Source organism: Mycobacterium sp. NGS59, from assembly GCF_059812345.1.
Genome location: NZ_JCALCN010000001.1, coordinates 346,366 through 373,086 on the forward strand (window position 1 = coordinate 346,366; position 26,721 = coordinate 373,086).

The following is a 26,721-nucleotide window of genomic DNA, read 5'->3' on the forward strand; positions in this document are numbered from 1 at the left end:
TGCCGTACGGGCCAGTAGGCAACGGTGCTCCTGCTAGCGTTTCGCGCAGAACCGAGGGAGGGACCAGATGAAACGACCCGTCGAGTTGCTGCGCGATGGCGTCGCCGCCACCCACCAGCGGATCTCGGCCGTCACCTCCGAATCCGAGCGCACCCTCTTGCTCGGAACAATCCTGTTAGCGTCGGCGGCGTCTGCAGTGATGTTTTATGCCCTTACCCAGTTCTACTCCGTTGATGTCCTTTCTACATTGCTGTTGGTTCCGGAGGACTGTTGGCTCGATTGGGGCGTGCGTATAGGCCGGCACTGTTTCAGCGATTACGCGATGGTGGCCACCGCCGGGATTCAACCCGATCCAGGGAATTATTTAATTTCCCTGCCACCTGACTATCAGCCGTTTCCAATCGGAACCTGGGCTCCTGCGCGCGTACCATATGCTTTATTTGCTATTCCTGCTCATTGGCTGGGCGCCCCTCAGATTGGCTTAGTCCTTTACCTACTGGCGTTGACGATGGCCGTTCTATCGCCCGCAGTGTGGGCCGCTCGGGGGGCCCGTGGACTGGAACGCGTAGTAGTTCTTGTGGCGCTGGGTGCTGCTGCCATCCCGGCCTGGGGGGCGATCGATCGGGGGAACTCGACGGGTTTCGTAGTACCAATCGCGTTGGTCTTCTTTGTGGCGTTGTCCCGACACCGTTGGGGCCTCGTCGCATTGATGGTGATCTTGGCCGCGCTGATCAAACCACAGTTCGCCGTGCTCGTGGTGGCGTTGTTGGCGGCACGGCAATGGCGATGGGGTGGGTTAACGCTAGTTGGAATCGTGGTCTCCTATGTCGCCGCTTTTCTTCTGTGGCCACGAGGCTTTCCGGGGACAATCGCGCAATCGGTCAAGGACATTATAAAATTCAACAATTCATTCGGCGGGCTCTTCGATACACGAAATGCGTCGTTCGGCCGAGCGCTGCTATTCATCCCGGACAGCATAAAAAGCTATCAGGTGGGCGGCCGGGTCCCGGAAGACTTCCTTATTGGTCCGCGAACGATGATCGGGTTTGTCTTTCTGCTGCTCGTTGTCATTTCTCTGATTGTGCTCGGGCGGCGCATCCCGCCCGTCATGGTGGGCATTGTGGTCCTGGCCACCGCCACCCTCGCGCCCTCGTATGCCGCTTTCTACTACCTGGTGTTTGCTCTGCCTGTGGCGGCACTCGTTGTGCGGGATCCAAACGGGAAACCTGGCCAAGGAATATTCGACAGGTTCGCTGATCAAGGCGACCGCCGTCGTGCGGTCGGCATTTGCGTCGTTTTGGCCACCGTGCTGAGCATTGTGAATATCGCCGTCCCTGGTCAGCCATTCGAGGCGCCGATTTACGGACAGATGGGAACCAGAGGCGTAGTTGGTAGCGTGCGACTTGTACAAACCACTGTCATGTATGCAGCTTTCCTATGGTTGGTCGCCTGCATAGCGATAATCGTCTCCTATGCTCGAAAACCGGCCGACCTCAGTGAACCTGACGATATGTCGGCTCGTGACGTCACGGTCGCCCGAGAGGAAGAAGCCGAGTCGCCGGCACCCTGACGCACGCCGGATCGGCGCGTGGTTTCGCTTATGTTCATCGGCCGATTTCAGGCGGCAAATGTCTTTCGAGATGGTGATCGCGCGAGCGCGACAACATGGATGATGATGCCCACCACCGGACCACATAGCAACGCGATCACTGTGCGCGTCTCCAACTCGGTAGGCAACAAAAGCAACAATGTCGACATCACCGTCGCCCCGACCCAGCCGAGTGAATACGCACGATGCAAAGCAGCGGCGACGGTCGCTGTACCGGTGAGCATCAGCATGGCGATAGATACGGCCCCCGCAGTCAGCCAGGCTAACAACGTCCCACTGACTTCGTACTCAGAGCCGAATCCGACACGCAGCAACCAGGGTCCTAGAATCGCTGCGCTCGGCACTCCGACTGCGCCTATTCCGCCAATGACCATTGCTGGAGAAATCAAAGCTCGGAGCCGTCGAGTGCGCTCATCGACGAAATGAGCAATCAGGTTGCCTTGCATAGCCGTTAGCGGGACCAGTAGTGGTGCGCGAGTCAAAGTGACAGCCAAGATGACCACTCCACCCGTTGCTCCCAGTTGGTCGGAGGTCGCCCTGAGCAGCACCGGGAAGCCCATCAACAGGATCGCGCTGGCCCCGGAGGCCGTGATGGAGTGAACAGCGCGGCGTAGGAACCCGAGTAGTCCTCCGGGCGTCAGCCGGCGGGCCGCCTCCCGCGCCGTGGACGAGACCGTCAGCATCAGCAACCACGCCACGGCCCCTGCGGCGCTAGCCGACAGGAAGCCCGCAAGGCCCCAGCCGGCCACGACTGCCGCCGTCGCGACGGACATCCGGATGCCTCCGTCCGTCACCATCAGGGCCCCGTAATGTGTCCAGCGATCAGTGCCAGCGAGCGCTCCTGACAGTGCCGCCTGCATGCAAAATCCCGCCAGACCAACGCTCAGTAGCGTTACGGACAGCCACCGTAGCTCGACAAACATCTGTCCGCTCCACAGCGGTGAACTGCCTGCAATCACGACGGCCGCCACGACACCGACAATGCCGGCCACCAGCAGCGGGCGGACCGTCCTACTGGGGGCAACGTCGGGGTTCGACGAGCGAACCTCCCGCGCGGTTTCTTGCATGAGGCCGTTAGCAGCGCCGGTGGCCATACCTAGCGCTCCCCAGAAGACGCCGAATACCGAGAACTGAGCCGGTGTCAGGTCGCGGGCAGCCAAGTAGATGACCGCATAAATGCAGACAACTGTCAGCACGGTCGCCGCGCCGACGCGGGCGACGCTGCTCCGCGCGACCGGCCCGGTGGATGCAACGGGACCGCCTGCTTCAGTCATTTCGAACAGATGGCGTAGGCAACGTCTTCCGGATCGGAGACGCTATCAACCGGACATTCGCAACGTGCCGATATGTGGCCTGCAGTGAGGCGGGATCGGGACGACTCGTTCCGTGGCCGACGTTCGGCAGCCAGCATGGTGCAGACGGTCCCATCTTGAAATTCGTTGGGAGACAACAGCTACAGTCGTCGGTCGAACTCGATGCACCACCTGGGGCGCCGCATACGCAGTCAATCTTGATGGTCAGCGCTTCTCGAGCGATAGCACGGCGTAATCGGCAAGCATGGCAGGAAACCTCCGGGCGAGTCGATCGGTTGATTCATAGATCGCGCGCGTAACACCGGGCGACCGCTCGAAGACAGGCTCGGATAGCAACATCCGCGCCGGAAAGCAGAGGATGCCCCCGCGTTGCAACTCTCGCAGACCAAGAGAGGCGAAAAGTGCGGATACTTCTCCCGGCTTCATCCTGCAACCACGTGTGAGCAGCGGCCCCGTGTGGAATGGCTCGATGAGGGTGAGACGGCCACGTGGCTTGAGTGCTTGAGCGATCCTGTCTGCGACGTCGGGCAGGGATGCGGCGGTGCACGCGGTGGCTAAGCAGCCAAGCGAGAGGATGAAGTCGAATCGTTCGGGAGGATAGTCATAGTCAGCAACCGTCGAAGCCACGAAGGACGAGGCAAGCTCAGGATGCCTACGGCCGGCCTCGGCGACCATGGTATCGAGATCGACGCCGGTGTAGCTGTCGAAGCGCGCCGCGAGCCGTTCTGCGACACGGCCCGTGCCGCAGCCGAGATCCAGAACCGCGTCTCGTTGCTCCGGCAATGTTGACTCGATTACCGACCATTCGTCCCGATCGACAAGATCGTTGAAGGTGCGGTTCTGCCACATCACGCTCATCGTTCCGGGATCGTCGGCGCGCTGTCGCCAATAGGCCACGGGGTCAAATCCATCGCTACCGAAAGCGATGCGCTGTGTGATCTTCTTCAGCATCCCTGGCACTCCTTGTTGCTTGCTGAGCGTGATAGGTCGCGGTCCACTGCTAGCACAACGTCAACCACCTGGCGCCGCGCCGATTCGGTGAGCCCGCTATAGAACGGAAGATCAAGCACTTCGCGCGCACGCATATGCGCTTCGTTGCACGTCGACGGGGCTTCGATAAATGTAAAACTGAATGCGAAATCAACCCCACGACGAACAGACGCTCGGTAGAACGCCAGCTTGTCGCCGAGAACCCGAATGGGAAATCGAATCGGTGCCCACGCGCCGTCCTTGTCGGCGGGCGGCAACAAGAAGCAAGTCGCCGATGCCAAAGCATCAAGATAGAAGCTATACAACGCGCGCCGTTCTTCCACGAGTGCCTCTATGCGACCGAGTTGGTTCCGCACGATCCGCGCTTGGGCATTACCCATTGTGTAGCGGTAGTAGGGGCCGTATTCGACCACATCGAGGGGAGCCTCTGCTGTGAAGGCTCCACCTTCGGGGAATTGCCTGCTATGGAAGGCTCGATAAAGCCCTGGACGTTGCAGGGACAACAGTGCGGCGCCCATAGCGAGCCAACGCGCCTCGAGCAGCCTTGGCGGCACTATTGTCCTGTCCGAGTGGGCGCGTCGAATAGCCGCGAGCAAAGTCGGATCCGACGCGGTCACGGCGCCTCCCTTGAGGGGCACTGTGATGAGCTTCGACATGTCGAAGCTAAAGAATGCGGCGTCGCCGAAAGTACCTGCAAGGCGGCCTGATACTCGCGTGCCGAGCGATGCCGCGCAGTCCTCGATCACCAACGTCCCGTGGTCATGACAGATCTGTACCGTCTCTTCAACAGCACAGGGCAAGCCAAACTGATGCGTGGCGATGTAGACAGCGTCGTCGCCCAGAGCCGGTACCAAATCACGCGGATCGGTCTGGAAAGAATCGTGGGCGCAGTCGACATAGGAGATTTCGTATCCCGCGAGCAACGCGGCCTCGACCACGGCATTGCACGTGTACGCGGGTAGGACCACCCGTCTTCGGCCCATGGCCACCAGGGTCGCGTACAGTCCCGATCGACCGGAGCCGGTAAGTACGACATCCTTTACGTCGAGAAACTCAGCAAGGTCGCGAGAGAGCTTCAGGAGTTCGCGCCCGTCCCTACGGACGCGCAACGCAGCAGTTAGTTCTCTCATGCTGAACGCCGGACGCGCGCGCGGGATCACTGTGCTACCTCCGCTCGACAGTCATACGACCCGCAATGCCAGCTTTTCTCGTACCTGCTCGATTGCTGCATCAACAGTTTCTGAAGTCATCCCCTGGGCAATGATCTCACCGAACCGGTGACGGCCGTTTACAAAAGGAGAAATTACCGTTCCGGGATGCCAGTCAAGGACGATGCGTTTGATGCCTTCGATGCCGCGAGCAGCTGGTAACAGAGTCGGATCGTATTCGAGCCGCCCGCCCTCGTTCGAGTGCAGAATAATGACCTTGGAGGTGCCCGAATAATGTTGCTGTTCGGTGAGAGATGTTGTGCCCGTCAGTGCTATGTCGATCGCCATATCTGCCAAGGACACACCGCAGTGGTGCAGGGCAAGCTGGCTGAGTGAGTTTCCGCCCAATCGCGGACACAGTTCCAAAAACTTTGGTTGATCACCGCTCCAGACAAAATCGGCATCAAAAGCTGTATTGAAAATCGACAGAGAGGTAAAGAGACTTTTTACATCGTCAAGGACCCGCTGCGTTTGTGACGAGGACAGTCCACATGGGGTTGTGTGGCCGGCCGTCGCAACCACCGGCGGCGGAGGAAGGTACCGTTCTGTCACCAATGAAAAGGCAACTTCTCCGTCGAGTAAGCAGCCTTCGATCGTTCCTTGGAATCCGGCTTCGTACTGCTGTGCCAGAGCGCGGCCGGAGCGGGAGAACTCCAGTGCTCGCTCGATGGCCGGGGCGAGCTGGGCTGGATCGCTCACCAACGTGACACCTTTTCCGCCCGAGGAGTCGTCCGGTTTGACTATGCATTGTCTCCACATCAGGTCGAACTTTTCGGGAACTCGGTCATAGGTAAAAAGTTGGTACGGCAGGGCCGGAAAACCGACATGTCGTAGATAATCGAAAAACGCAGATTTGCTGGTGAGTGTTCGCACCGCGGACGAGGGCGGTCCGAACAACCCGAGCTTCTCGGCTACCACCGCTCGAGTCAGGACCGCGACATCCGTTGCCGGTGAGATGATCCCGTCAATTCGCGATTGCTTGGCGATACTCAACACCGCATCGATTTCCGTTGTGCTGACCACGTGCGACTCGTCGGCCATCGCGTGGCCGGGGTTCTGGGCAGACCAATCCACAACGACGACTCGTATGCCTCGTTGCTTTGCGCGCCGTATGACGTGACATTGGTAGTTGGAGGCGCCCAGCACCAACAGCGTCTGACGTTTGGTCATCTTTCCCTCACTCAATCTCCGCAAGCCGATTGCTCAGTCGACCTGAGACAACAGTGAGGTAGATGCGGGATAGATAAACTCCGAACACTACCAGTGCGAGCAGAATAAGACCGTTGAAAAACGTCGTGACCATGATCAGACTCGCCCACCCGGGCACATTTGTGTTATGCGTAGTTGCCTGCCAGAGGGTGTATACACCCAGGACTATCGAAATCCCGAATGCGAATGCGCAGAGTGCCGCAATAAATGCGATAGGATAGGCAGAATAGGAGAATATAAGGCTCATGGCCAGGGACAGACTTTTGCCCAGCGTATAATTCGAACTGCCATGAGTTCGGGGTGCGTGGACTACAGGGACATTGACTCTGTTCGATGAGTTGGCCAGCAGCATGGCGGTGATGTATGGACGTTCGCTGACCTGAGAGATGGCTCCTTCGGCGACTGAGCGTTTCATTGCACGAAAACTGGTAAGCTCAAACGAACGCGGCAAATCGAAAAGGCGTTTGATAAGCCTGTCGATGAACGACCCGGCAGTATTGCGAACTGCATTGTGGTTTTTGTGATGGTAACTCGCTATGACGAGATCGTAACCGGAGCCAACTTCCTCAACTAAGCCAGCAACGTCTTCAGCCCGGTGCTGAAGATCATCGTCCATTGTCACAACGATGTCGCCGGTTATAAGAGACAAGCCAGCCTGGATAGCGCGATGTTGTCCGCCATTTGTGAGTGCGCGGGCGATGCGAAGCTTACTTCCGTATGTTTCTTTCGCAACTTTCAGGGCTGCCCAAGTGGTGTCGGGACTGGCATCGTCGACAACGACTACCTGCAGATCCCAGTTGTTCGCCGTCTCCATATCGAACAACTGTTTCAACAGCACCGGAAGCGACTCCGCGGATTTATATGCCGGAATAACAATGCTGACTTTGCGCTGTGCTGTCACGGGACGAGACGGAGCGGATGAGGTGGTCATGACTGCTTCGGTGATGCGTACAGAAGTCCACCAACAATCAATCCGACCGGCGATCCCGTCGGTTCTCGGCACCACAGCTCACAGCAAGAGCAGTTCACTGTCATGTGACATCGGGTCCCTCGTTGCTTCAAGTCGTGACAACGCGACGGACCGGATGAGCGTTGTTCGGCACCTTGCCCCCCGCGCCCCTGTAGGCTAGGACAACTGGTCGGCCTTCGTGCGCAATCTGGTAAAATACGCTTCTCTTCCCGATGAGACCGTGCGCGCTGATGGGAACTCCGCCAGAACAGACGCACGACGCGGGCGTCCGTAGGTGCACTAAACGCTCTTCCGGCACGAGTCCCGGGGGCGGCGGACACGCCTTATCTGCGAGGATCAGAGCCGGATCCGACAGGTATGTGAGTGTCAAATGGTGGGGCTGCGATCGCGAGGAGTCGCTCACCCACTGACCAAGTGGCCGCCACCTCCGCTGCTCACGGCCCACCACTGACAGCCGCGACTCGACCATCGCACCGCAAATGCGGCGGACCGGCTTACTACTGGTGAGACGCCTCCTGTTGAGGAGAATGCGTCTCACCCCTAAAGGGTTTTGGGGCTATGGCAGACTTGCAAGCTGCAATCGGGAGGGGCAATGCGGACAGTCAGCGTCGTAATACCCGTCTACCGCGCAGCGCTGACGTTGCGTGACCTGTATGCGCAGTTGACAACCGCGATGGAGCAAATCGGTTCGACCTTCGAGATACTCTTCGTGGAAGATTGCGGCGGCGATGAGTCGTGGCAGATCATCACCGACCTGGCTGCAGCGGATGATCGGATACGCGGGATACGCATGAGCCGCAACTATGGTCAGCACAACGCCTTACTGTGCGGTATCCGCGCAGCGCGGCACGAAGTGATCGTGACCATGGATGATGATCTACAGCATCCAGTCAGTGAGATTGAACCACTTCTAGCAGCGCTTCGGCCCGATGTCGACGTCGTGTACGGAGCGCCGCAGAACGAGCAGCACGGCTTCCTCCGCGACGCTGCTTCCCGCCTGACGAAATTGGCCCTGGCCAGCGCCATGGGTGCCGAGACAGCGCGAAATGTGAGCGCATTCCGTGCCTTCCGGACTCGCTTGAGGGATGGGTTTGAGGACTATCGCAGTCCGACCGTCTCCGTCGATGTACTTCTGACATGGAGTACTTCGCGATTTACCACGATAAAGGTGCGGCATGCACCTCGCGCAGCCGGCGTCAGTGGCTACAAGATAACCCGACTCATCCGTCATGCCGTCGATCTGATGACCGGGTTCAGTACGCTTCCCCTTCAAATCTCCAGCTTCATCGGGTTCGCGTTGGTGCTGTTTGGGGTTTCGATTTTTGCTTGGGTCGGCGCTAACTATCTGATCTATGGCAGCGGAGTGCCGGGATTCGCCTTCCTAGCTTCGATTATCGCAATTTTTTCGGGCGCGCAACTATTTGCGCTTGGGATCATCGGTGAGTACCTCGCTCGCATGCACTTCCGTAGCATGGACCGACCCACTTATGTGGTGCGCGACACAGTCGAACGTGACGGCGACCATGCCTTCTGATGGCAGCATATTCCGTATGACGTACCCCTTCTCGGAGCGTAAATGCGAATTGTCCTGTTGGGTCTGACCGGCTACACGAACGAGATCCTGCCGGCGCTTCAAGCCCACGACCGAGTCGAAGTCGCAGCTGTCTTCACGCGGCAATACGAAGGTCCCTTTCCGTACTATCCGCTCCCACAGATTCATGAGGTTTGTGCGGCACTCGGGATTCAATGCCACACAAATCTTCGCGTTAGCTCTGGAACTGGCTTCGACCTGCTGTGTGATTATGACCCTGACCTGATCCTCATGACGGGGTTCGACCAGATTCTTAAACCGCCAGTTCTGGCTCTGCCGCGACTGGGCGTAGTGAACATGCATCCCTCGCTCTTGCCGCGCTTGCGCGGAGCGGATCCGATCCAGGCCGCCGTACTCGAAGGGCTGGATGAAACGGGCGTGACGTACCACTACGCCGTCCCGGAAGTGGACGCGGGCAACATTCTTGTTCAGGCCAGGTACGCCATCGCCCCTGATGAGACCAACGCCTCGCTGAGACTAGGGCTCGCCAAACTGGCAGCGCGTCACCTACCGCCGTTGATCGAACTGTTTGACACCGGGATCCGGCCTGTCGGCAAACCGCAACAAGGCTCACCGACCGCCGCGATTCGGCGCTTCGCGGAACGGGTACGGCTTGATCAGACCCTCGACCTACACGAGCTGCATAAAATCTTGCGGGCGGTGGAGCCATACCCTGGCGCCAGCGTTCGTGTCGAGGGCGTGGACCGCGCCGTTCAAAGCTTCACATTGATCGAGCGGGACCCTTGCAATGACAAAGACGACTCCCGCCCGGCTACAGAACATCAGATCGTTTGGGAAAGGAACGACGTGCGGTTGGTGCTCACACTTGGTCCGAGCGGTAGTCAAGGAGAGCCGGCATAGTAATGAAGTGCGTTATCCTGCAGCCCTCGTATATTCCTTGGCGCGGTTATTTTCATCAAATGCAGAAAGCTGACGTTTTTGTCTTTTACGATGATGTTCAATACGACCGCGGTGGCTGGCGCAACCGCAATCGTGTGAAGACAGTGAACGGGTCGAAATGGCTCACTATACCTGTGGCAAAGAAGGGGTCCGTCGAGACTGGGGCGCCGATCAACACTATTCGAATCGATTGGGGCCGCCAGTGGACGAAATCACACTGGTCCACGATTCAGCACACCTACAAGAAAGCACCCTTCTTTGAAACGTACCGCGAGTTGCTTGAATCTTTCTACGCACAGAAGCCCGAGCTACTGGCCGACTTTACGATCGAGACCACGCTGGAGATCGCACGAATTCTGGGCATCACAAACAAGCGGTTTCTCCGCTCGTCACAGCTAGATGTGGATGGGGGTAGGACTGATCGGCTGATCTCGATACTGCTTCAAGTTGGAGCCACACACTATATTAGTGGGCCCTCGGCTCGCGACTACCTGGACGAGCAAAAACTTGCCACGGCGGGGATTTCACTGGAATACATGGATTACAAGTACGCATCCTACCCGCAACTCTATCCGCCTTTCGACCCACACGTGTCGATCGTCGACCTGCTGATGATGACGGGGCCAGAGGCGCCACGATTGATCTGGGAGAACGGGGGAGCGTGACAAAGCGAATCGTTCAAAAGGGCAAACTTCGTTCGGTTTCCGCGTCGACGGCGGTCGAACGCATAGACCCGATTATATTGGGTAGCGGGCTGCATTCGGCGGCGCAAGCGGTCGAGTTTGTAACCGTCAGGACTGCCCGATACATGTGCTCCTCGATTCTTGTTCTGGTAGAGCAGAATCATCGAATTCCCGCAGCGGTCAATGGGAACCGCGCACGGATCGCAACGAGAGCCACGTGACAGACATTCGCATTCCCTTCAATAAGCCCGCGGTCGTCGGGTCGGAACTGACTTATGTAGGTCAAGCGGTCGCCGGCGGGCATGCCAGCGGCGACGGTCCGTTTACCAAGCGCGCCCAGGCTATGTTGGAACAAAAGTTCCATGCCAATCGCGTCTTGCTGACCACTTCGTGCACATCAGCCCTCGAACTGGCCGCACTCCTTTGTGATCTTCAGCCCGGTGACGAGGTGATCGTCCCTTCCTACACCTTCGTTTCCACGGCCAACGCCTTTGTGCTGCGAGGCGCGGTACCTGTATTTGTGGATGTCCGCCCCGACACGCTCAACGTCGACGAAAGGCTGATCGAGGAAGCGATCACACCGCGTACTCGTGCCATATTCCCCGTCCACTACGCGGGTGTTGCCTGCGAGATGAACGCGATCATGGACATTGCCGCACGCCATCGATTGTGGGTGGTGGAAGATGCCGCCCAAGGTGTTTTTGCCCGTTACGAGGATCGGTGGTTAGGCACAATCGGGCATCTCGGTTGCTACAGCTTTCACGAGACGAAGAACCTCTCCTGTGGTGAGGGCGGCGCATTGGTCATCAACGACCCGATGTTGGAGCAACGTGCCGAAATCATCCGTGAGAAGGGGACGAACAGAAGTCAATTCCTACGTGGCCAATCGGACAAGTACACCTGGGTAGACGTCGGCTCCTCATACCTCCCTTCGGATATGCTCGCAGCCTTTCTAGTGGGCCAAATCGAGAACATGGAGAAGATTACCCAGCGGCGAGGCGAGATATTCGAACAATATTCCACCATTCTGGCACCGCTGGTGAAACGCGGTCTCGTCCGAATACCGGTTGTGCCGTCTCATTGCTCGACGAACTATCATATGTTCTACTTGCTGACCGCCGATATCGAGGAGCGTACGGCTCTCATTGGCCACCTCAGGGCGGCAGGAGTCCTGGCCGTCTTTCACTATGTCCCGTTGCATTCGTCCCCGTTCGCGCAATCACTTGGCGTGCCCCAGAGGCGTTTGCCGGTCACTGAAGAATCAAGTGCTCGATTGTTGAGGTTGCCAATGTATTTTGACCTCACTGATCAGGAAGTCGAGGAAGTCGCCAGTGCGGTGCTGGACTTCTATCAGTCACGTCCTACCCACGGGGCACTGGGCGCATGACGTTTGATATCGCCACGGCGGCCCCGGGCTTGGAATGCCGCGCGGACGGTATCTGGTTCGCACGTCAAAACACTCAGGTGTCCTATCCCGAGGACGGGAACGCGGCCTGTCTGCAGATCGAAGACCGTTCATTCTGGTTTCGCCACCGGAATCGCTGTATTGCCAGCGTGGTGCGCCGCTTCGATCCACACGGCGTGCTCTTCGATATCGGCGGGGGCAATGGATACGTCTCGAAGGGGTTGTCGGAGGAAGGTTTCGATTGCGCTCTGGTGGAGCCAGGAATCGACGGCGCCCTTGCGGCTCGCGCCCGCGGTGTTGATCCAGTCATCTGTAGCAGGCTGGAGGATATCGGCCTGAAACCGGGCAGCATCAGCGCCGCTGGAATGTTTGACGTGCTGGAACATATTGAGGACGAGGCGGGTGCCCTACAGCAGGTTCATGGGTTCTTGGGTGAGGGCGGTCTGTTGTTCCTGACGGTTCCGGCTTACGCATTCCTCCACTCCGTCGATGACATTGCGGCAGGACATTTCCGCCGGTACACACTGCGAAGATTGAATAGTGCCTTGCGAGACAATGGATTCAGACCGCTCTACGGAACATATCTGTTCTCGCCGCTGCCGCCGCCGGTGCTTCTGCTCAGAACATTGCCGAGTCTACTGCGGCTCAGGCGACAAGGAAATGATGAGCAACAGGCTGCTGAGCATGCGCGTGAAGGGTTTTCGGCGCGCGTAATCGACAGATTGCTGGACGTCGAAGCGCGGCGTATCGAGTCGGGCGGCACTATTCCGTTCGGCACCAGCTGCCTAGCCGTCGGCATGAAGGAGTAAGCCATGGAAACCGAACGCAAACGGGGCTTGTACGCAGCTCTCCGAAATCCCAGATTGTACGAAGCTCTACAGCGCCTGATGGGGGCGGATAGTCACCGACGACAGTTCGTGCAGCGGTTCGTCCGTGCCAAGCCAGGCGATCGCGTCCTAGACATCGGTTGTGGACCGGCTCATCTGCTAGCGCATCTACCGGACGTGGAATATGTGGGGTGGGAACCCAATCCCGCCTACGTGGAGCAAGCTCGCCAAACCTACGGCGACCGCGGAACATTTCATGCTGGTTATTTCGGATCCGAGGAGGCAAGCTCGCTCGAGCCCGTCGATATCGCCATCGTCTCGGCGGTACTGCACCACATGAGCGACGCGCAAGCGGACGAATTGTTCAAACTATTGCGACAGGTGCTCAAAGCCGGCGGCCGGGTAGTCACCCTCGACAACGTCTACATCAAGCGACAGAACCCGCTCGCGCGCTTCTTGATCAGTCTCGATCGCGGTCGGCATGTGCGCTCGCCTGACGGTTACGAAGCCTTGGCGCGCGGCACATTCGAACAGGTGAATGGGACGGTGGTCCCGCAGAGCTTTCCGCCCTATACCTATTTCTTCATGACCGCGCAGTAGCAATCGATGCGAGCTAGCACTGAGTCCGCACTGTTGAGCCGCGCGGCATGGGTGCTCCTCGCGGTGGCCGAATCCACTCGATTCCAGGCGAGCTACTTGCTGTGCGGGCCCCGTGCGAGAGATCCAGCAGGCCTCACCCCGCTGAACAACTAGTACGCATTGCTGAGTGTCCGGTCACCGTCGACAACTACTATGTAGCGACAGCCGTGGGGCGGTGACCACTACGAGAAGTGCTGCCGTCGACAACGAAATCGACCTCGTTGCCGGCGACCAAGCACCGACAGAGACGGGATATCAGTGAAGCGAGCGCTCATCACCGGAATCACCGGGCAGGACGGCTCGTACCTCGCCGAACTGCTGCTGAGCAAGGGATACGAGGTCCACGGACTCATCCGCCGCGCCTCGACGTTCAACACGTCGCGCATCGATCACCTCTACGTCGATCCGCACCAGCCCGAGGCGCGATTGTTCCTGCACTACGGCGACCTGATCGACGGCACCCGCCTGGTCACCCTGCTCAGCACCATCGAGCCGGACGAGGTGTACAACCTTGCCGCACAATCGCATGTACGGGTCAGTTTCGACGAACCGGTTCATACCGGCGACACCACCGGCATGGGTTCGATGCGACTCCTCGAAGCCGTGCGGCTCTCCCGGGTGCAGTGCCGGTTCTACCAGGCTTCTTCGTCGGAGATGTTCGGCGCGTCGCCGCCGCCGCAGAACGAGCTGACCCCGTTCTATCCGCGCTCGCCCTACGGCGCGGCCAAGGTGTACTCCTATTGGGCGACACGGAATTATCGTGAGGCGTATGGTTTGTTCGCGGTCAACGGGATCTTGTTCAATCACGAATCCCCCCGCCGCGGTGAGACATTCGTGACCCGCAAAATCACCCGCGCCGTAGCGCGCATCAAAGCCGGCGTCCAATCAGACCTGTTCATGGGAAACCTGGACGCAGTCCGCGACTGGGGATACGCGCCCGAGTACGTCGAAGGCATGTGGCGAATGCTGCAAGCGCCCGAGCCCGATGACTACGTGCTGGCGACCGGGCGCGGTTACACCGTGCGGGAGTTCGCCGAAGCCGCATTCGGCCATGCCGGGCTCGACTGGCAGAAGTACATAAAATTCGACGAGCGCTATCTGCGGCCGACCGAAGTGGATTCGCTGATCGGCGACGCGACCAAAGCCTCGGAGTCGTTGGGCTGGGCGGCATCTGTCCACACCGGCGAACTGGCCCGGATCATGGTCGACGCCGACATCGCCGCGCTGGAATGCGAAGGCAAGCCCTGGATCGACAAGCCGATGCTCGCCGGTCGCAAATGAGCGCGGACAACCGATTTGGCGAACTGGACCGCGCCGCGCCCGTCTACATCGCCGGACACCGCGGGCTGGTCGGGTCCGCGCTGCTGCGCGCGTTTGAGTCCGCGGGGTTCACCAACCTGCTGGTGCGGACCCGCATAGAACTCGACCTGACCGATCGGGCAGCGACATTCGCCTTCGTCCTCGACGCGAAACCGCAGGTCGTCATCGACGCGGCGGCCCGCGTGGGCGGCATCATGGCCAACAACACCTACCCTGCCGATTTCCTGTCGGAGAACCTGCAGATCCAGGTCAATCTGCTCGACGCCGCGGTCGCCGCTCAGGTGCCACGGCTCCTCTTCCTCGGATCTTCTTGCATCTACCCGAAGTTGAGCCCGCAACCCATCCCGGAGAGCGCACTGCTCACCGGTCCGCTGGAGCCGACGAACGACGCCTACGCCATCGCCAAGATCGCCGGGATCCTGCAGGTCCAGTCGGTCCGGCGGCAGCACGGCCTGCCGTGGATCTCAGCGATGCCCACCAACCTCTACGGGCCCGGTGACAACTTTTCCCCGTCCGGCTCCCATCTGCTGCCGGCGCTCATCCGTCGCTACGAGGAGGCCAAAGCCGGTGGCGCATCACAGGTCGTGAACTGGGGCACCGGGACTCCGCGGCGCGAGTTGCTCCACGTCGACGACATGGCCAGCGCGTGCCTTTATCTCCTGGAACACTTCGATGGCCCAACGCAAGTGAACGTGGGTACCGGTGTCGACCACACCATCAGCGAGATCGCGGAGATGGTCGCGACGGCGGTGGGCTACACGGGCGAAACATGTTGGGATACAAGCAAACCAGACGGGACACCGCGAAAGCTGCTCGATGTCTCGGTTCTGCGGGACGCCGGGTGGCGCCCGTCGATCGCACTGCGCGAGGGAATCGAGGCGACGGTGGCCTGGTACCGCGATCACGCGGGAACGGTCCGGCAGTGAGCCGGCTGTCGCGTCTCGGCCGAAACATTCTGCGTCGCAACGGCATCGACGTAACCCACTATTTTCCAGAACTGGACCGGGAACGCAACTTCCTGCGTCAGCTCGAGCTCCACCACGTGAACGTCGTGCTCGACGTCGGGGCGAATTCGGGACAGTACGCGACGGGATTGCGTGCCGCCGGGTTTACCGAGCGCATCGTGTCGTTCGAGCCCTTGTCCGGTGCGTTCTCCGCTCTGCAGCGAAAGGTTTCAGCCGATCCGCAGTGGCAATGTCGGCGCTGCGCGCTGGGCGACGTCGACGGCACGATCTCGATCAACGTCGCAGGCAACGAGGGTGCCAGCAGCTCGGTGTTGCCGATGCTGAAAAGGCATCAAGATGCCTTTCCGCCGGCGAACTACGTCGACACCGAACAGGTACCGATATTCCGGCTCGATTCCCTGGCTCCAGAAGTACTGCGCCCCAGTGATATCGCTTTCCTGAAGATCGATGTACAGGGGTTCGAGCGACAGGTCCTCGAAGGCGGAGCCGCGACGATAGCTCAGCGCTGTGTCGGCTTGCAGCTTGAATTGTCGTTTCAGCCTTTGTATGACGGCGGCATGCTCATTCGTGAAGCACTCGAACTCGCCGATTCTCTCGGATTCACCCTGGCCGGACTGGAGCCGGGTTTCACCGACCCGCGCAACGGCCGGATGTTGCAGGCCGACGGCATCTTCTTCCGCGGCAGCGATTAGTCGCGCCGGAGCCGTCCCAAGCGTCCGAAGGCGTTCTCCCAGAACCTGCTGTTGTAGGCGTAGAGTTCCCGGCCCCGCAGATAGGCACGCGAGATCGCCCGTCCCGCATAGGGGTAACGGTGATGCAGCTCGCCCATGCGGCGCAGGTCACCGAACACCGCGCTCGGTTCCCGGTGCGAACCCACCCCGGTGGTGTCGAATTCGCAGAACACCCGCTGAATCGTGACGGGTTCACGTACCAGCGCGGCGCGCAGAATGAATTCCTGGTCGGCTGCGAGACCGAAATCGAGGTCGTAGCCGCCGATCTGGTCCACCAGCGAGGAACCGAAGAAGGATGCTTGATGCGGAACGACCTGCTTGCCCGCGAGAAACTTGCGCAGGCTGAAGGGAATTGGACCGCGCACCCGATCCATGCCGATCAACCGATCCATGCCGAATCCCCACAACTCACTAGCCTCACCTTTGCCGTCCATCGCCTGCACGGCTTGGGCCACCACGTCGGGTCCGGAAAAGCGATCAGCGGAGTGCAGGAACCACAGCAGGTCCCCGGACGCGTGCGCAATACCCTGGTTCATCGCGTCATACCGTCCGCCATCGGGCTCGGACTGCCAATACGCGAGGCCCGGTTCGAGTCCGGACAGGTATTCCACGACGTCGTCACCGGATCCACCATCGATCACGATGTGCTCGATACGTCCCGCGTAGCGCTGAGCGCGCACGCTTTGGACAGTGAGTTTGAGGCCGTCGAGGTCTTTATAGGAGATCGTGATCACCGAGACCGTCGGAGTCGACGTGACCATCACTGGGTCTTGATGCCGATGAAGGTCCCGCGGAGATTGGCCGCATAGGAACCGCCGAGCAGCGAGTCGGCGATACTGGGCTCCAGGTTGGCGTACTCCTCCAGCACCAGATCGAATCCGACATCTTTGATCGTCTGCAGCAGATATTCACGCTGAATCCAGAACGACTTCCGGTTGTCCCAGGACGCCCATTTGTCGGTTTCGCGTCGACTGAATGCCCGATCGTTCGAGAACTCGGTGAACCACCGACCGGGAAGTCCCTCATGTTCGGTGGGCGCCGAGAGCATGAACTTCACCGGCTCCGGCCGTCGGAACAGCCGGCTGGCTGATTGGCGCACCGTAGTGGGCATCCGGAAAAGTCTGTCGGCCTGATTGATGATCGAGAAATGCGTTTGCAGGATCAACAGCTTGTTGGTGACCGCTGACAACGTCTCCAGATACTGCTTCGGATTCTCCAGGTGATAGAACAGCCCGCAGCAGAAGACGGCGTCGAACACCCCGTGGTCCGCGATGTTCAACGCGTTGTCCTGCACGAACTGCAAATTCGGCAGATCGGTCTTGGACTTGATGTAGTTGCATGCCGCGATGTTCAGTTCGCGGACTTCGATGCCGAGAACTTGAAAGCCAAGGCGTGCGAACTCGGTGGCATAGCCACCTTCCAGGCAACCGATATCGGCGAGGCGTAGTTGACTTTTGTCCCCGGGAAACACGGTATCGAGGATCCCGCGAGATGACTTGAACCAGGAGTATTCGTCTACCGAATTCGACGACCCGGGTATCGTGAAGCTCCCGTCGTCGAGACGGACGTTGTGTGCGGTGAACTGCACCGCGTTGTCCGAATTCTGTGCCACCATTCTTGCTCAGACCCTCTCGTCGTCGTCTCGTGGATGTGCCGTGCAAAGTTCAGGATTGGGACGCCGAACCCGGCCCAGGGCGGTCCGCACGCTATCGCACTTCTGAGTTCGCGGCCGGGCGTTTGCGACGGTTGGGCCAGACGTCGACCAGCCCCCGTCGGCTCGGCGTAGCGGCGACCTGCCTGCGCCACAACGTTTTCAGTCGTTTCCTGGGAGTCGCCCACCGGTGCTGCAGTGCCATCATCGCGAACCGGGGGTGTTGGGCGATGGTGTTCTGCAGCGCGGCACGGCCGTCCGGGCCCGGCACCTTCGCGATCTCGTGCAGAATCCCGTCGGCCATCAGACCGATGAGTTCCTCGCGCCGTCCATCGCCCGGAAACAGATCGAGCATGGCGTCGAACGTCGCCGCGTGCCCGGGTCCCTGCGCCAACCAGAACTTCGGCGGGTCCATCACCTGGTTGTGCCACATGCCCTCGGCATGGCGACGGTAGACGGCCATCGTCTCCGGCAGCATGGCGATCTCGCCGTGTGCCGCATGCCGGACGTGCAGATACCAGTCCAGCGGCATGACGTCGGGTGGGATGTCGTCGTAGCGCGAAAGTCGGCGATAGACCACCGAATTGGTCTGGATGAAGTTGATCAGGATCAGGGCGTCGAGGCTCAAGTTGCCGCGTATGTGGACCGGCGGGAAGGTCGAGTCCTTGGCGTGTCCGTCCTCCCAGACCACTCGCACGGGATGGAAGCACACCGCGGTCTCGGGATGCTGATCGAGGTACGCGACCTGTTTGCTCAGCTTCAGCGGGTCGATCCAGTAGTCGTCGCCTTCGCAGAGCGCGACGTACTCACCGCGCGCAGCCGACAGCGCGCCGGTCAGGTTCTTGTTGAGGCCCAGGTTCTGCGGCCTGAAGATCGGCCGGAACAGCTGCGGGTACCGCTCGGTGTACTCCCGAATGATCGACGGCGTGCTGTCGGTCGAGGCGTCGTCGGCGACGACGATCTCCACCGGGAAGTCGGTTTCCTGGGCGACGAAGCTGTCGAAGGCCTGGCGTACGTAGGCTTCCTGATTGTGGGTGGTGGTCACGACGCTCACCTTGGGTGAGTTCGCTGCCGTCGTAGTCACCGCGAGGGCCTTTCGTGCGCTGCAGTAGTGCTCGTCGAAGTGCCTACTGATTCGGGGTCCACGCCGAGCTCTGAAGGCAGAGTCAGCCGTCTGTACAAAGAGGTCATCGCCGCCGTCTGCGGGACGGCAAGCGTACGGCACACGCTGGCGAAGTATAGCCAGCCGCGACCGGCCTCGGGCCTCATCGGCGGATGCGAACCGACCGTTGCCGGCAGCGTGGGACCAGCGTGGCACGCTCGGCTCCCGCCACCGTCCTGCAGGGCCATCGTCACTGCTCAGACACATTTTTCAGCAATTTCTCAGTTCGCCCGCGGGTCGCGCGCCGGCATAGTAACGTCCTCGATGATGTGGTGGATGGTGCTGTATATGGGGCTTGGGATGGCGATCGAGCCTGCCCGCCTGGGGCTGGCCGCCGTGCTGCTGTCGCGCAAGCGGCCGATGGTTAATTTGTTCGCCTTCTGGCTGGGCGGCATGCTGGCGGCCGCGGGCGTTGCGGTGGCAGTGATCGTGCTCATCCGCGAGGTTGCGATCGGCGCCATCCAGAGCGCAGCCGCGACGGCCAACCAGATCCGGGAAGCCACCGTGGTCCTCTCGGGCGGACGGCTGCAACTCACTATCGGAGTGCTGCTGCTGTTGTTGGCGTCGCGCATGGTCATGCGTGCGCGGGCGCAGGCTCTGACACCCGTACCGGTGGGCGGGGGCGGCATGTCGACGATGGTTCTGGAGCCGCGTTCGCCGGGGCTGATGGCCCGGGCCGCAGCCCGAGCCCACGAAATGCTGAACTGTGACGTGGTCTGGCCCGCGTTCGTCGTCGGAATCGCGACCTCGGTACCGCCCGTCGAGACTCTCATCGCTTTGACGTTCATCATGGCGTCCGGCGCTGGTATCGGTACGCAGCTCAGTGCCTTCCTCGTCTTCACCCTGATCGTCCTCGCGGTCATCGAAATCCCGCTGGTGGCCTACCTCGCCGTGCCGCAACGGACCGAGCAGGTGATGACGCGGATCCAGAATTGGGTGCGGACGTACCGTCGCCAGATGTCGCTGACGATCCTGTTCGGCGTGGGGATGCTCTTTCTGGCCCAGGGCGTGGCGGCTCTCTGAGTAATCCCTAGGTGCGCCGCGGCGCATCGACGAACAATGTCTCCGAATCCCGACCGCAGCGACGAATCGCCTGTGCCACCGACTGTCTCGGTGTGCATCCCGATGTACAACAACAGCGCGACCATCGAGCGTTGTCTGCGCAGCATCCTGGACCAGCAAGGCGTGGATTTCGAGATCCTGGTGGTCGACGACGAATCCAGCGACGACTGCGCCACCCGCGCCGAGGCGATGCTGCGGCCCGGCGACCGGCTGGTACGCAACCAGCCCCGGCTGGGACTGAACGGCAATCACGGCCGGTGCCTGGAACTCGCCCGCGGCGAGTTGATTCAGTTCGTGCACGGCGACGACTGGTTGCTGCCCGGCGCGCTACAGACCCTGGTCCCGTGCTTCGACGATCCCGCGGTCGGGCTGGCCTTCGCTCCCCGCCAGATCGACAGCGACGACCTGAGCTGGAAACAGCGATACGGCAAGATTCACAGCCGCTTTCGTAATCTGCGCGAACACAACAAAGGATCGGTGCTGGTTCAGCAGATGCTGCTGCGCGGCGGCAAGGAGAACTGGGTCGGCGAACCGACCTGCGTCATGTTCCGGCGCCGGCTCGCACTCGATGCCGGTGGATTTCGCGATGACATCTACCAGCTCGTCGATGTCGACTTCTGGGCGCGGCTGATGCTGCGATCGGCGGTCTGCTTTGTCCCGCGCGAACTTTCGGTCCGCAGCCACACCACCGCCACCGCCACGACGCGGGTGATGGCAACCCGCCGCAACTTGCTCGACCAGCACCGCATTCTGACCTGGATGATGGTGGATCCGGCCGCACCGGCCGGCATCCGTATCACCGCGGCGGCCTGGTGGCTACCCGCATGGCTGGCAATGCTGATCGAGGTGGCCGCCCTCGGCCCGCAACGGTGGTTGCACGTCAAGGCCATGGCTTCGGCGTTGTTCGGCGAATTCCGTCGCGCCCGTCGGTTTCGGGACAGGCTGAATGTGACTGGGCAGCACTAACAGTCGATTTCGGCGGTCAGCCCGAACTCCGCGAACGTGTCGGCCACCAGGTCTCGCAGTTCGTCGGTGGAGTTCGTGGCATCCGGACGATAGGCCACCACGGTGATGAAGACTTTCTCCGGAAGACGTCCCGACGCCACGAAAAGCTGGCCGCCGATGCCGTCCAGCGCGCGCCTGCCGATGCCGGGTTCGATCAGTCGCCCGCAGGCGTAATCCGCGTCGGTGCCGTCGGGACGGTTCAGGGCCGGGTCCAACTGTCCGAGGTTGGAGCAACCGATCGGTCGTCCCGAAGCGCCGAGACCGACGCCAACCAGCCGCCGGGCCAACCACTTCGGGGTCATCGAGGCCAGGGGGAGTGGCGCCAGCATCTCGTTGGCGTTCGCCGTCAGCTCGGTGAGCGCACGCTTGAGTTCGGTGCGGATCTCCCACAGATTCGACGCCGCGTCGGCGGGGTCGACGGTGATGGAGGCAAACGTGAGCGCATTGCCGCGGGTGTCGCCGGGGACGCGTTCGCCCACCGGAAACGCCAGTGTGACGGTTCCGTCGTCGAGCCGGCGCCCCATTCGCACGCCCAGCCTGGCCGCGAAGCCGGCGAACAACGAGTTGCTGGTGCCGCCGAGGCGCCGCGCGCAGGCGTCCCACTGCTGCACGTCCACGTACGCCGCCAACGTCGGCACCATGAAAGGTTCGTCAGCGCGGGACGTCCGCGGGGCAGGGGGTGCCGCCGCGATCGAGGACGCGAGTTCCTGGCGGCCCTGCCGGGCCAGTCGGGTCATCGCGGCCAGCGCTCGCCCCAATTCCGGGACGGAGGCCAGGGTCTGGCGGCTGTCTTCGAGCAGAGCCTGCCGCCGGGTGCGGAAACCGGGCAGGGGATAGCCCAGCTCGCGGGTTCGGCCGGCAGCGGCATCGGCGATCGCTTCGCACAGGCCGAGTCCGTCGACCAAGGTGTGGGAGGCGACCAGGCTGACAACCGTCCCGCCGTCCTGCAGCGGCAGCACACCGAGGTGCCAGCCGGGGCCGAACTGCGGATCGATGGGCAGACACGCTCGCTCGTAGGCCCACGCGTTCAGTTCGGCCCTCCGGCGGGGCGTCGGTTCGATCTCGACGTCGGCAGCACCCCGCGACGACACCCACCGATCCCGCGCGAACGGCAGCGGCGAACGTTCGATGCGCCGCCCCAACAACCCGAATCCGAGGTTTCGGTGAAAACGCTTGAGCCCCTTGAGGTCCACCGCGCGGTTGTAGGTCCAGGTGACCTGCGTCAGCGTTCCGTAGCCAAGGGCGCGCAGCGCAAGAAACGACACCTGATCCATGTGCGCGAGGCGATTGTCCACAACACCGCGAATATACCGACACCGGCCACCGGGAAACCGGCTTCATGCTGCTGTGCGGCGATCTCTGGTTTTGAACAGAAGCGTGTCCGGCAAAGGTAATCTGTTGTCCGTGGTTGAATCCTCCCTTCCCAATGTCGTGCGAGAGCGTGCGAGTTTGCAGCCCAACGACATTGCGCTGACCTACATCGACTACGACCACTCGTGGGACGGTGTCGAGCACACCCTGACCTGGGCGCAGCTCTATCGCCGGATGCTCAATCTCGCCGCCTTGATGAGCGAACACGGCACGACGGGTGACCGGGCCTTGATCCTGGCCCCGCAGAGCCTGGACTATATCGTGGGGTTCCTTGCGTCATTGCACGCCGGGATCACCGCGGTGCCGCTGTCGGTTCCGGGAGGCGGCGCGCATGACGAACGCACGTCTTCGGTGCTGGCCGACACGGCTCCCGCCCTGGTCCTGACGGCATCCGGGGTCGTCGACAACGTGGCCGAGTACGTGCGAGCGCAGCCCGGTGACCATAAGACTCAAATCATCGAGCTCGACCGGTTGGAGCTGGACGGTCGGCCCGGTGCCGCGTCCCGCGCGAAGTACGAACAGCCGGACACCATCTACCTGCAGTACACCTCGGGTTCCACGCGCACCCCGGCCGGGGTCATGGTTTCGAACAAGAACCTGATGGCCAATTTCGAACAGATCATGACCGCCTACTACGGCGTCTACGGCAAGCTGGCCCCGCCCGGGTCGACCGTGGTGTCGTGGCTGCCGTTCTACCACGACATGGGCTTCATTCTCGGGCTGATCATGCCCATTCTCACCGGTATGCCGGCCAAGCTGACCAGCCCGATCGGCTTCCTGCAGCGGCCGGCCCGGTGGATGCAGCTGTTGGCCACCAACACCTTGGCATTCACGGCCGCTCCTAACTTCGCGTTCGACCTCGCGTCGCGCAAGACCAAAGACGAGGATCTGGAAGGTCTCGATCTCAGTGGGATCCACAACATCCTCAACGGGAGCGAGCGCGTACAACCGGTCACGCTGAAGCGTTTCATCGACCGTTTCGCTCCCTTCGGCCTCGACCCGCAGGTGATCCGCCCGTCCTACGGGATGGCCGAAACCACCGTCTTCGTCGCGACGCGGCAAGCCGGCCAGCCACCCAAGATCGTCAACTTCGACGCCAGCAAGTTGCCGGACGGCAAAGCCGAACGGTCCGATACCGAAAATGACGGCAGCACACCGCTTGTCAGCTACGGGATCGTCGACACTCAGCTGGTCCGCATCGTCGACCCGGACACCGGGACGGAGTGCCCAGAGGGCACCGTCGGCGAAATCTGGGTGCACGGTGGCAACGTCGCCTCCGGCTATTGGCAGAAACCCGAAACTACGGCGGCGACATTTGGGGCCGCTATCGTCAACCCCTCCGAGGGCACCCCGGAAAGTCCATGGCTGCGAACGGGAGATTCCGGGTTCTATTCCGAGGGTGAGCTTTTCATCCTGGGACGCATCAAGGACCTGCTGATCGTGTACGGGCGCAACCATTCTCCCGACGACATCGAGGCCACCATCCAGCAGATCAGTCCCGGCCGGTGTGTGGCGATCGCGGTTCCGCAGGACGGCGTCGAGAAACTGGTCGCCATCATCGAACTCAAGAAGAAGGACGAGTCGGCGGAGGAAGCGGCCGAACGCTACGGCGTCGTGAAACGTGAAGTGACATCGGCGATTTCGAAGGGGCACGGGCTGAGCGCATCCGATCTCGTGCTGGTGCCCCAGGGTTCGATACCGATCACCACGAGCGGCAAACCGCGTCGCGCACATTGCGTCGAGCTGTATCGACGGGACCAGTTCGCCCGCTTGGACGCCTAGCCTGGGGTCGGCCGGCGGGAGAGGTCAGCTGCCGGCCATCGCGCGGTCGGCCAGCGCCGCCATCGCCGGGGCCAACAACCGCGAGTATTCGAGCGTCAGGTGACCCGCGTCGACATACACCAGGGTGTTGCCGACGATGACCGGGCAGCGGGTCTTCGTGCAGAACAGCGCGTCGAGTTCGGCGTATTGTCCGCCACCGGCTTTCACGGCAGCCGCTTCGGCTTCGATGCCGGGTCGATTGAACGCCGTCGACATGGGTGGCGAGCAAACGGTGGCATCGTCGAGGTGCTCGGACAGGCAGCCCGGAACCGCGGCATTCAAATGGGGGAGCGGCCCGAGCACCAGCACCTTGGCGCCGGTACCGCGCAACTGCTGCACCAGACGTCTGAGGCCGTCATTCCACGCCGCGTCGTACGACGAGAAACCGGACAGGAAACCGTTGCTGTGGGTCGCGGTGTAGCCGCGAAACACGCTGACCACGACCAGTTTCGGGTGCTCGGCGCGGAGCCGGTCCATGACCTGGCCGCGCCACTGCTCGCAGTGCTGCAGGTATTCGACGATGGGGGCCACCCAGCGGTTGGCGATCGGCAGATCCATCATCGGGCAGGCGGCCTTGGCCATGGTTTCGATACGCCAGGGCCGTTGCGTGCCGATCTGCTGGAAGGCCGGAATCCACATCGACGCGTGCGAGTCACCCACCACCGCCACCGTCGTCTTCGAGGACTTGTCGCCCATGGCGCATTCGGGCTGGCCGGCCTGGATGGGCAGGCGCAGGCAGCCGTCGAACATCATCGCGCCGAGTTCACCGGCCGCGTCGGCGATTGACGGGTCGAGGTTCGACGGTACCGCCTTCAGCTCGGCAGATGCCGCCACCGCCGCTTGCACCTGCGCGAACACGTTCTGCACCGCCGCGTCGTAGGCCGCTGTGTCGTCACCCGTCGGCACCGGCGGGGGTTTGATGGTCACCGCCGGAGCCGCCGCGCCGTGTGCGACCGCGACGGGCATCGGTATCGACGACACCCACATCAGCAACGCCACTCCCACACAGGCCGCGAGCGACGTGGCGAAACCGCCAACCGCAAGGCTTTTCAGCGGAGACCGGGCTAGCGGCGTGGCATAACGCAACGGGTTCTCGATGAAACGCAGGGTGAGCACACCCAGTCCACCGGAGACAACGACCGCCGCGACGAACTTGCCGAACAACCCCAGCGGATGTCCCACCACGATCGGGGCAAACACCAACACCGGCCAGTGCCACAGATACCAGGAATACGACAGCCGTCCGATGGCCCGCATCGGTGACCATCCCAGCACGCGTCCGGCGCCTTGGGACGGTGTCGAGCAGCCCGCCCCGAGCAGCAACGCCGTACCCAGCACGGGCAGCAGTGCGGCGGTACCCGGATACGGTATGTCGGAGGTGAAATCGACGCAGGCCCACAGGACCATGCCCATGCCGATCCAGCCGATGACCACTGCCGCCCGCGCCGGCAGCCGGCTCCAGTATTCGGCCGTGAGAGCCACCAGCGCGCCGAGAGCCAACTGCCAGGCCCTGGTGAACAGCGAGAAGTACGCCGCGAGCGGCATCACGTAGGTGACCAGCAGCGACAGCACGAACGAAATCACCGCGATCAGCGTCACCAGCACCAGGTACGGCGTCTTCGACGGAGGCTGCGAGGACGGTGCGCCGGTCTTTGCTCGCCGATGCAGCCGCCGGACGAGCCACGCCGTGCCGACGATCAGCGGCGGCCACAACAGGTAGAACTGTTCCTCCACGCCCAACGTCCAGTAGTGCTGGAACGGCGACGGTGCGCCGCCGGCGAAATAGTCGACCTGTTGGACGATGAACCAGAAGTTGGGGACGTAGAGCGCGCAAGCAATGGCGTCCTTCAGCGCGCTTTGAGCCTGCACCACGGGCAGCAATAACGCCGCGGCGATCGCGGTGACCACGCCCACCGTCGCCGATACCGGCAGCAGTCGGCGTGACCGTGCTCCATAGAACTTGCGCAGTCCGACGGTGCCGGTGGTGCTCACCTGCTTCCAGAGCTGTCCGGTGATGACGAAGCCCGAGATCTCGAAGAAGATGTCCGGTCCGACGAAGCCGCCGCTGACGCCGGGCATGGAAATATGCCAGCCGACGATCGCCAACAGCGTGAAGCCGCGCAACCCCTCGATGTCGTCGCGGAATTGTGCCTTTTTCGGCGGCGGTCCTACCACCGCTTCGAGCGGACTGGCGCTGTCGGACGGGCTAGCGCTGTCGGACGGGGTGAGGCTGTCGGACTGGCGCATGGTCACCCACTATAAAGACGGGAGGGCGAATGCTGCCGTGTA

The 26,721-nt window shown here is 61.5% G+C and carries 23 protein-coding genes; 13 read left to right on the forward strand and 10 right to left on the reverse strand.

Translation table 11 applies throughout. The annotated features are described in order from the left end of the window. Positions 1-67 precede the first annotated feature (67 nt). On the forward strand, positions 68-1,570 hold the full coding sequence (locus tag AC5Y46_RS01545; protein WP_499989833.1) for a glycosyltransferase family 87 protein: 1,503 nt from the start codon (positions 68-70) through the stop codon (positions 1,568-1,570). A 47-nt stretch (positions 1,571-1,617) separates the two neighbouring features. On the opposite strand, the gene AC5Y46_RS01550 is transcribed toward AC5Y46_RS01545, so the two are convergent. The 5 genes from AC5Y46_RS01550 to AC5Y46_RS01570 all read right to left on the reverse strand — a co-directional run bounded on the left by AC5Y46_RS01550 (position 1,618) and on the right by AC5Y46_RS01570 (position 7,260). Next, the gene (locus AC5Y46_RS01550) at positions 1,618-2,883 is read right to left on the reverse strand and encodes a polysaccharide biosynthesis protein (protein WP_499989834.1); all 1,266 of its coding nucleotides are present in this window, start codon (positions 2,881-2,883) and stop codon (positions 1,618-1,620) included. A 243-nt stretch (positions 2,884-3,126) separates the two neighbouring features. Further along, entirely contained in the window at positions 3,127-3,873 is a 747-nt protein-coding gene (locus tag AC5Y46_RS01555) for a class I SAM-dependent methyltransferase (protein ID WP_499989835.1), read from the reverse strand. Next, the gene (locus tag AC5Y46_RS01560) at positions 3,867-5,072 is read right to left on the reverse strand and encodes a DegT/DnrJ/EryC1/StrS family aminotransferase (protein WP_499989836.1); all 1,206 of its coding nucleotides are present in this window, start codon (positions 5,070-5,072) and stop codon (positions 3,867-3,869) included. Before AC5Y46_RS01560 ends, AC5Y46_RS01555 begins: the two co-directional genes overlap by 7 nt. Before the next feature lie 21 nt (positions 5,073-5,093). Then, on the reverse strand, positions 5,094-6,290 hold the full coding sequence (locus AC5Y46_RS01565; protein WP_499989837.1) for an ATP-grasp domain-containing protein: 1,197 nt from the start codon (positions 6,288-6,290) through the stop codon (positions 5,094-5,096). Positions 6,291-6,297: 7 nt separating this feature from the next. After that, complete coding sequence (locus tag AC5Y46_RS01570) at positions 6,298-7,260, reverse strand: glycosyltransferase family 2 protein (RefSeq protein ID WP_499989838.1); 963 nt, start codon at positions 7,258-7,260, stop codon at positions 6,298-6,300. 631 nt (positions 7,261-7,891) lie between these two features. On the opposite strand from AC5Y46_RS01570, the gene AC5Y46_RS01575 reads away from it, so the two are divergent. The 9 genes from AC5Y46_RS01575 to AC5Y46_RS01615 all read left to right on the forward strand — a co-directional run bounded on the left by AC5Y46_RS01575 (position 7,892) and on the right by AC5Y46_RS01615 (position 16,321). Then, positions 7,892-8,833 carry a glycosyltransferase family 2 protein gene (locus AC5Y46_RS01575; protein WP_499989839.1) on the forward strand — a complete coding sequence of 314 codons (942 nt, stop codon included), beginning with the start codon at positions 7,892-7,894 and terminating at the stop codon, positions 8,831-8,833. Positions 8,834-8,875: 42 nt separating this feature from the next. Further along, a complete protein-coding gene (locus tag AC5Y46_RS01580) occupies positions 8,876-9,751 on the forward strand; it encodes a methionyl-tRNA formyltransferase (protein WP_499989840.1) in 876 nt (291 codons plus the stop codon). A 2-nt stretch (positions 9,752-9,753) separates the two neighbouring features. Further along, the gene (locus tag AC5Y46_RS01585) at positions 9,754-10,455 is read left to right on the forward strand and encodes a WbqC family protein (protein ID WP_499989841.1); all 702 of its coding nucleotides are present in this window, start codon (positions 9,754-9,756) and stop codon (positions 10,453-10,455) included. A 235-nt stretch (positions 10,456-10,690) separates the two neighbouring features. Then, positions 10,691-11,860 (forward strand): dTDP-4-amino-4,6-dideoxygalactose transaminase, encoded by a 1,170-nt coding sequence (gene rffA / locus AC5Y46_RS01590; protein ID WP_499989842.1) that lies wholly within the window; start codon positions 10,691-10,693, stop codon positions 11,858-11,860. Further along, positions 11,857-12,687, forward strand: a complete 831-nt coding sequence (locus AC5Y46_RS01595) for a class I SAM-dependent methyltransferase (RefSeq protein WP_499989843.1) — start codon at positions 11,857-11,859, stop codon at positions 12,685-12,687. The genes rffA and AC5Y46_RS01595 overlap by 4 nt, the downstream gene beginning before the upstream one ends. 3 nt (positions 12,688-12,690) lie before the next feature. Continuing rightward, positions 12,691-13,305 (forward strand): class I SAM-dependent methyltransferase, encoded by a 615-nt coding sequence (locus tag AC5Y46_RS01600; RefSeq protein ID WP_499989844.1) that lies wholly within the window; start codon positions 12,691-12,693, stop codon positions 13,303-13,305. 297 nt (positions 13,306-13,602) lie between these two features. Beyond that, a complete protein-coding gene (gene gmd, locus AC5Y46_RS01605; RefSeq protein ID WP_499989845.1) occupies positions 13,603-14,625 on the forward strand; it encodes a GDP-mannose 4,6-dehydratase in 1,023 nt (340 codons plus the stop codon). Next, the gene (locus tag AC5Y46_RS01610; RefSeq protein WP_499989846.1) at positions 14,622-15,590 is read left to right on the forward strand and encodes a GDP-L-fucose synthase family protein; all 969 of its coding nucleotides are present in this window, start codon (positions 14,622-14,624) and stop codon (positions 15,588-15,590) included. The genes gmd and AC5Y46_RS01610 overlap by 4 nt, the downstream gene beginning before the upstream one ends. Further along, complete coding sequence (locus AC5Y46_RS01615; RefSeq protein WP_499989847.1) at positions 15,587-16,321, forward strand: FkbM family methyltransferase; 735 nt, start codon at positions 15,587-15,589, stop codon at positions 16,319-16,321. Before AC5Y46_RS01610 ends, AC5Y46_RS01615 begins: the two co-directional genes overlap by 4 nt. Here AC5Y46_RS01615 and AC5Y46_RS01620 read toward each other — a convergent pair. The 3 genes from AC5Y46_RS01620 to AC5Y46_RS01630 form a co-directional block, all read right to left on the reverse strand. Then, on the reverse strand, positions 16,318-17,121 hold the full coding sequence (locus AC5Y46_RS01620) for a glycosyltransferase family 2 protein (RefSeq protein ID WP_499989848.1): 804 nt from the start codon (positions 17,119-17,121) through the stop codon (positions 16,318-16,320). The two genes, AC5Y46_RS01615 and AC5Y46_RS01620, sit on opposite strands and share 4 nt — an antisense overlap. Beyond that, complete coding sequence (locus tag AC5Y46_RS01625) at positions 17,121-17,972, reverse strand: class I SAM-dependent methyltransferase (protein ID WP_499989849.1); 852 nt, start codon at positions 17,970-17,972, stop codon at positions 17,121-17,123. The genes AC5Y46_RS01620 and AC5Y46_RS01625 overlap by 1 nt, the downstream gene beginning before the upstream one ends. Positions 17,973-18,066: 94 nt before the next feature. Beyond that, positions 18,067-19,095: a glycosyltransferase gene (locus AC5Y46_RS01630; RefSeq protein ID WP_499989850.1), complete on the reverse strand. Its 1,029-nt coding sequence runs from the start codon at positions 19,093-19,095 to the stop codon at positions 18,067-18,069. Between the two features lie 345 nt (positions 19,096-19,440). Between AC5Y46_RS01630 and AC5Y46_RS01635 the strand changes: the two genes are divergently transcribed. Together AC5Y46_RS01635 and AC5Y46_RS01640 are read left to right on the forward strand one after the other, a co-directional pair. Next, entirely contained in the window at positions 19,441-20,196 is a 756-nt protein-coding gene (locus AC5Y46_RS01635) for a GAP family protein (RefSeq protein WP_499989851.1), read from the forward strand. Between the two features lie 36 nt (positions 20,197-20,232). Further along, positions 20,233-21,201, forward strand: a complete 969-nt coding sequence (locus tag AC5Y46_RS01640) for a glycosyltransferase family 2 protein (RefSeq protein WP_499989852.1) — start codon at positions 20,233-20,235, stop codon at positions 21,199-21,201. Here the strand turns inward: AC5Y46_RS01640 and AC5Y46_RS01645 are convergent. After that, entirely contained in the window at positions 21,198-22,535 is a 1,338-nt protein-coding gene (locus AC5Y46_RS01645; RefSeq protein ID WP_499989853.1) for a hypothetical protein, read from the reverse strand. The two genes, AC5Y46_RS01640 and AC5Y46_RS01645, sit on opposite strands and share 4 nt — an antisense overlap. 103 nt (positions 22,536-22,638) lie before the next feature. Between AC5Y46_RS01645 and AC5Y46_RS01650 the strand changes: the two genes are divergently transcribed. Next, the gene (locus tag AC5Y46_RS01650; protein ID WP_499989854.1) at positions 22,639-24,393 is read left to right on the forward strand and encodes an AMP-binding protein; all 1,755 of its coding nucleotides are present in this window, start codon (positions 22,639-22,641) and stop codon (positions 24,391-24,393) included. Between the two features lie 24 nt (positions 24,394-24,417). Here AC5Y46_RS01650 and AC5Y46_RS01655 read toward each other — a convergent pair whose 3' ends face one another. Further along, the gene (locus AC5Y46_RS01655) at positions 24,418-26,679 is read right to left on the reverse strand and encodes an acyltransferase family protein (protein WP_499989855.1); all 2,262 of its coding nucleotides are present in this window, start codon (positions 26,677-26,679) and stop codon (positions 24,418-24,420) included. Positions 26,680-26,721: the final 42 nt, after the last annotated feature.

Coding starts and splice junctions, on each gene's coding strand:
- AC5Y46_RS01545 (WP_499989833.1), top strand. CDS start 68: ATGAAACGACCCGTCGAGTTGCTGCGCGATGGCGTCGCCGCCACCCAC.
- AC5Y46_RS01550 (WP_499989834.1), bottom strand. CDS start 2,883: ATGACTGAAGCAGGCGGTCCCGTTGCATCCACCGGGCCGGTCGCGCGG.
- AC5Y46_RS01555 (WP_499989835.1), bottom strand. CDS start 3,873: ATGCTGAAGAAGATCACACAGCGCATCGCTTTCGGTAGCGATGGATTT.
- AC5Y46_RS01565 (WP_499989837.1), bottom strand. CDS start 6,290: ATGACCAAACGTCAGACGCTGTTGGTGCTGGGCGCCTCCAACTACCAA.
- AC5Y46_RS01570 (WP_499989838.1), bottom strand. CDS start 7,260: ATGACCACCTCATCCGCTCCGTCTCGTCCCGTGACAGCACAGCGCAAA.
- AC5Y46_RS01575 (WP_499989839.1), top strand. CDS start 7,892: ATGCGGACAGTCAGCGTCGTAATACCCGTCTACCGCGCAGCGCTGACG.
- AC5Y46_RS01580 (WP_499989840.1), top strand. CDS start 8,876: ATGCGAATTGTCCTGTTGGGTCTGACCGGCTACACGAACGAGATCCTG.
- AC5Y46_RS01585 (WP_499989841.1), top strand. CDS start 9,754: ATGAAGTGCGTTATCCTGCAGCCCTCGTATATTCCTTGGCGCGGTTAT.
- AC5Y46_RS01595 (WP_499989843.1), top strand. CDS start 11,857: ATGACGTTTGATATCGCCACGGCGGCCCCGGGCTTGGAATGCCGCGCG.
- AC5Y46_RS01600 (WP_499989844.1), top strand. CDS start 12,691: ATGGAAACCGAACGCAAACGGGGCTTGTACGCAGCTCTCCGAAATCCC.
- AC5Y46_RS01610 (WP_499989846.1), top strand. CDS start 14,622: ATGAGCGCGGACAACCGATTTGGCGAACTGGACCGCGCCGCGCCCGTC.
- AC5Y46_RS01620 (WP_499989848.1), bottom strand. CDS start 17,121: ATGGTCACGTCGACTCCGACGGTCTCGGTGATCACGATCTCCTATAAA.
- AC5Y46_RS01635 (WP_499989851.1), top strand. CDS start 19,441: ATGTGGTGGATGGTGCTGTATATGGGGCTTGGGATGGCGATCGAGCCT.
- AC5Y46_RS01640 (WP_499989852.1), top strand. CDS start 20,233: ATGTCTCCGAATCCCGACCGCAGCGACGAATCGCCTGTGCCACCGACT.
- AC5Y46_RS01655 (WP_499989855.1), bottom strand. CDS start 26,679: ATGCGCCAGTCCGACAGCCTCACCCCGTCCGACAGCGCTAGCCCGTCC.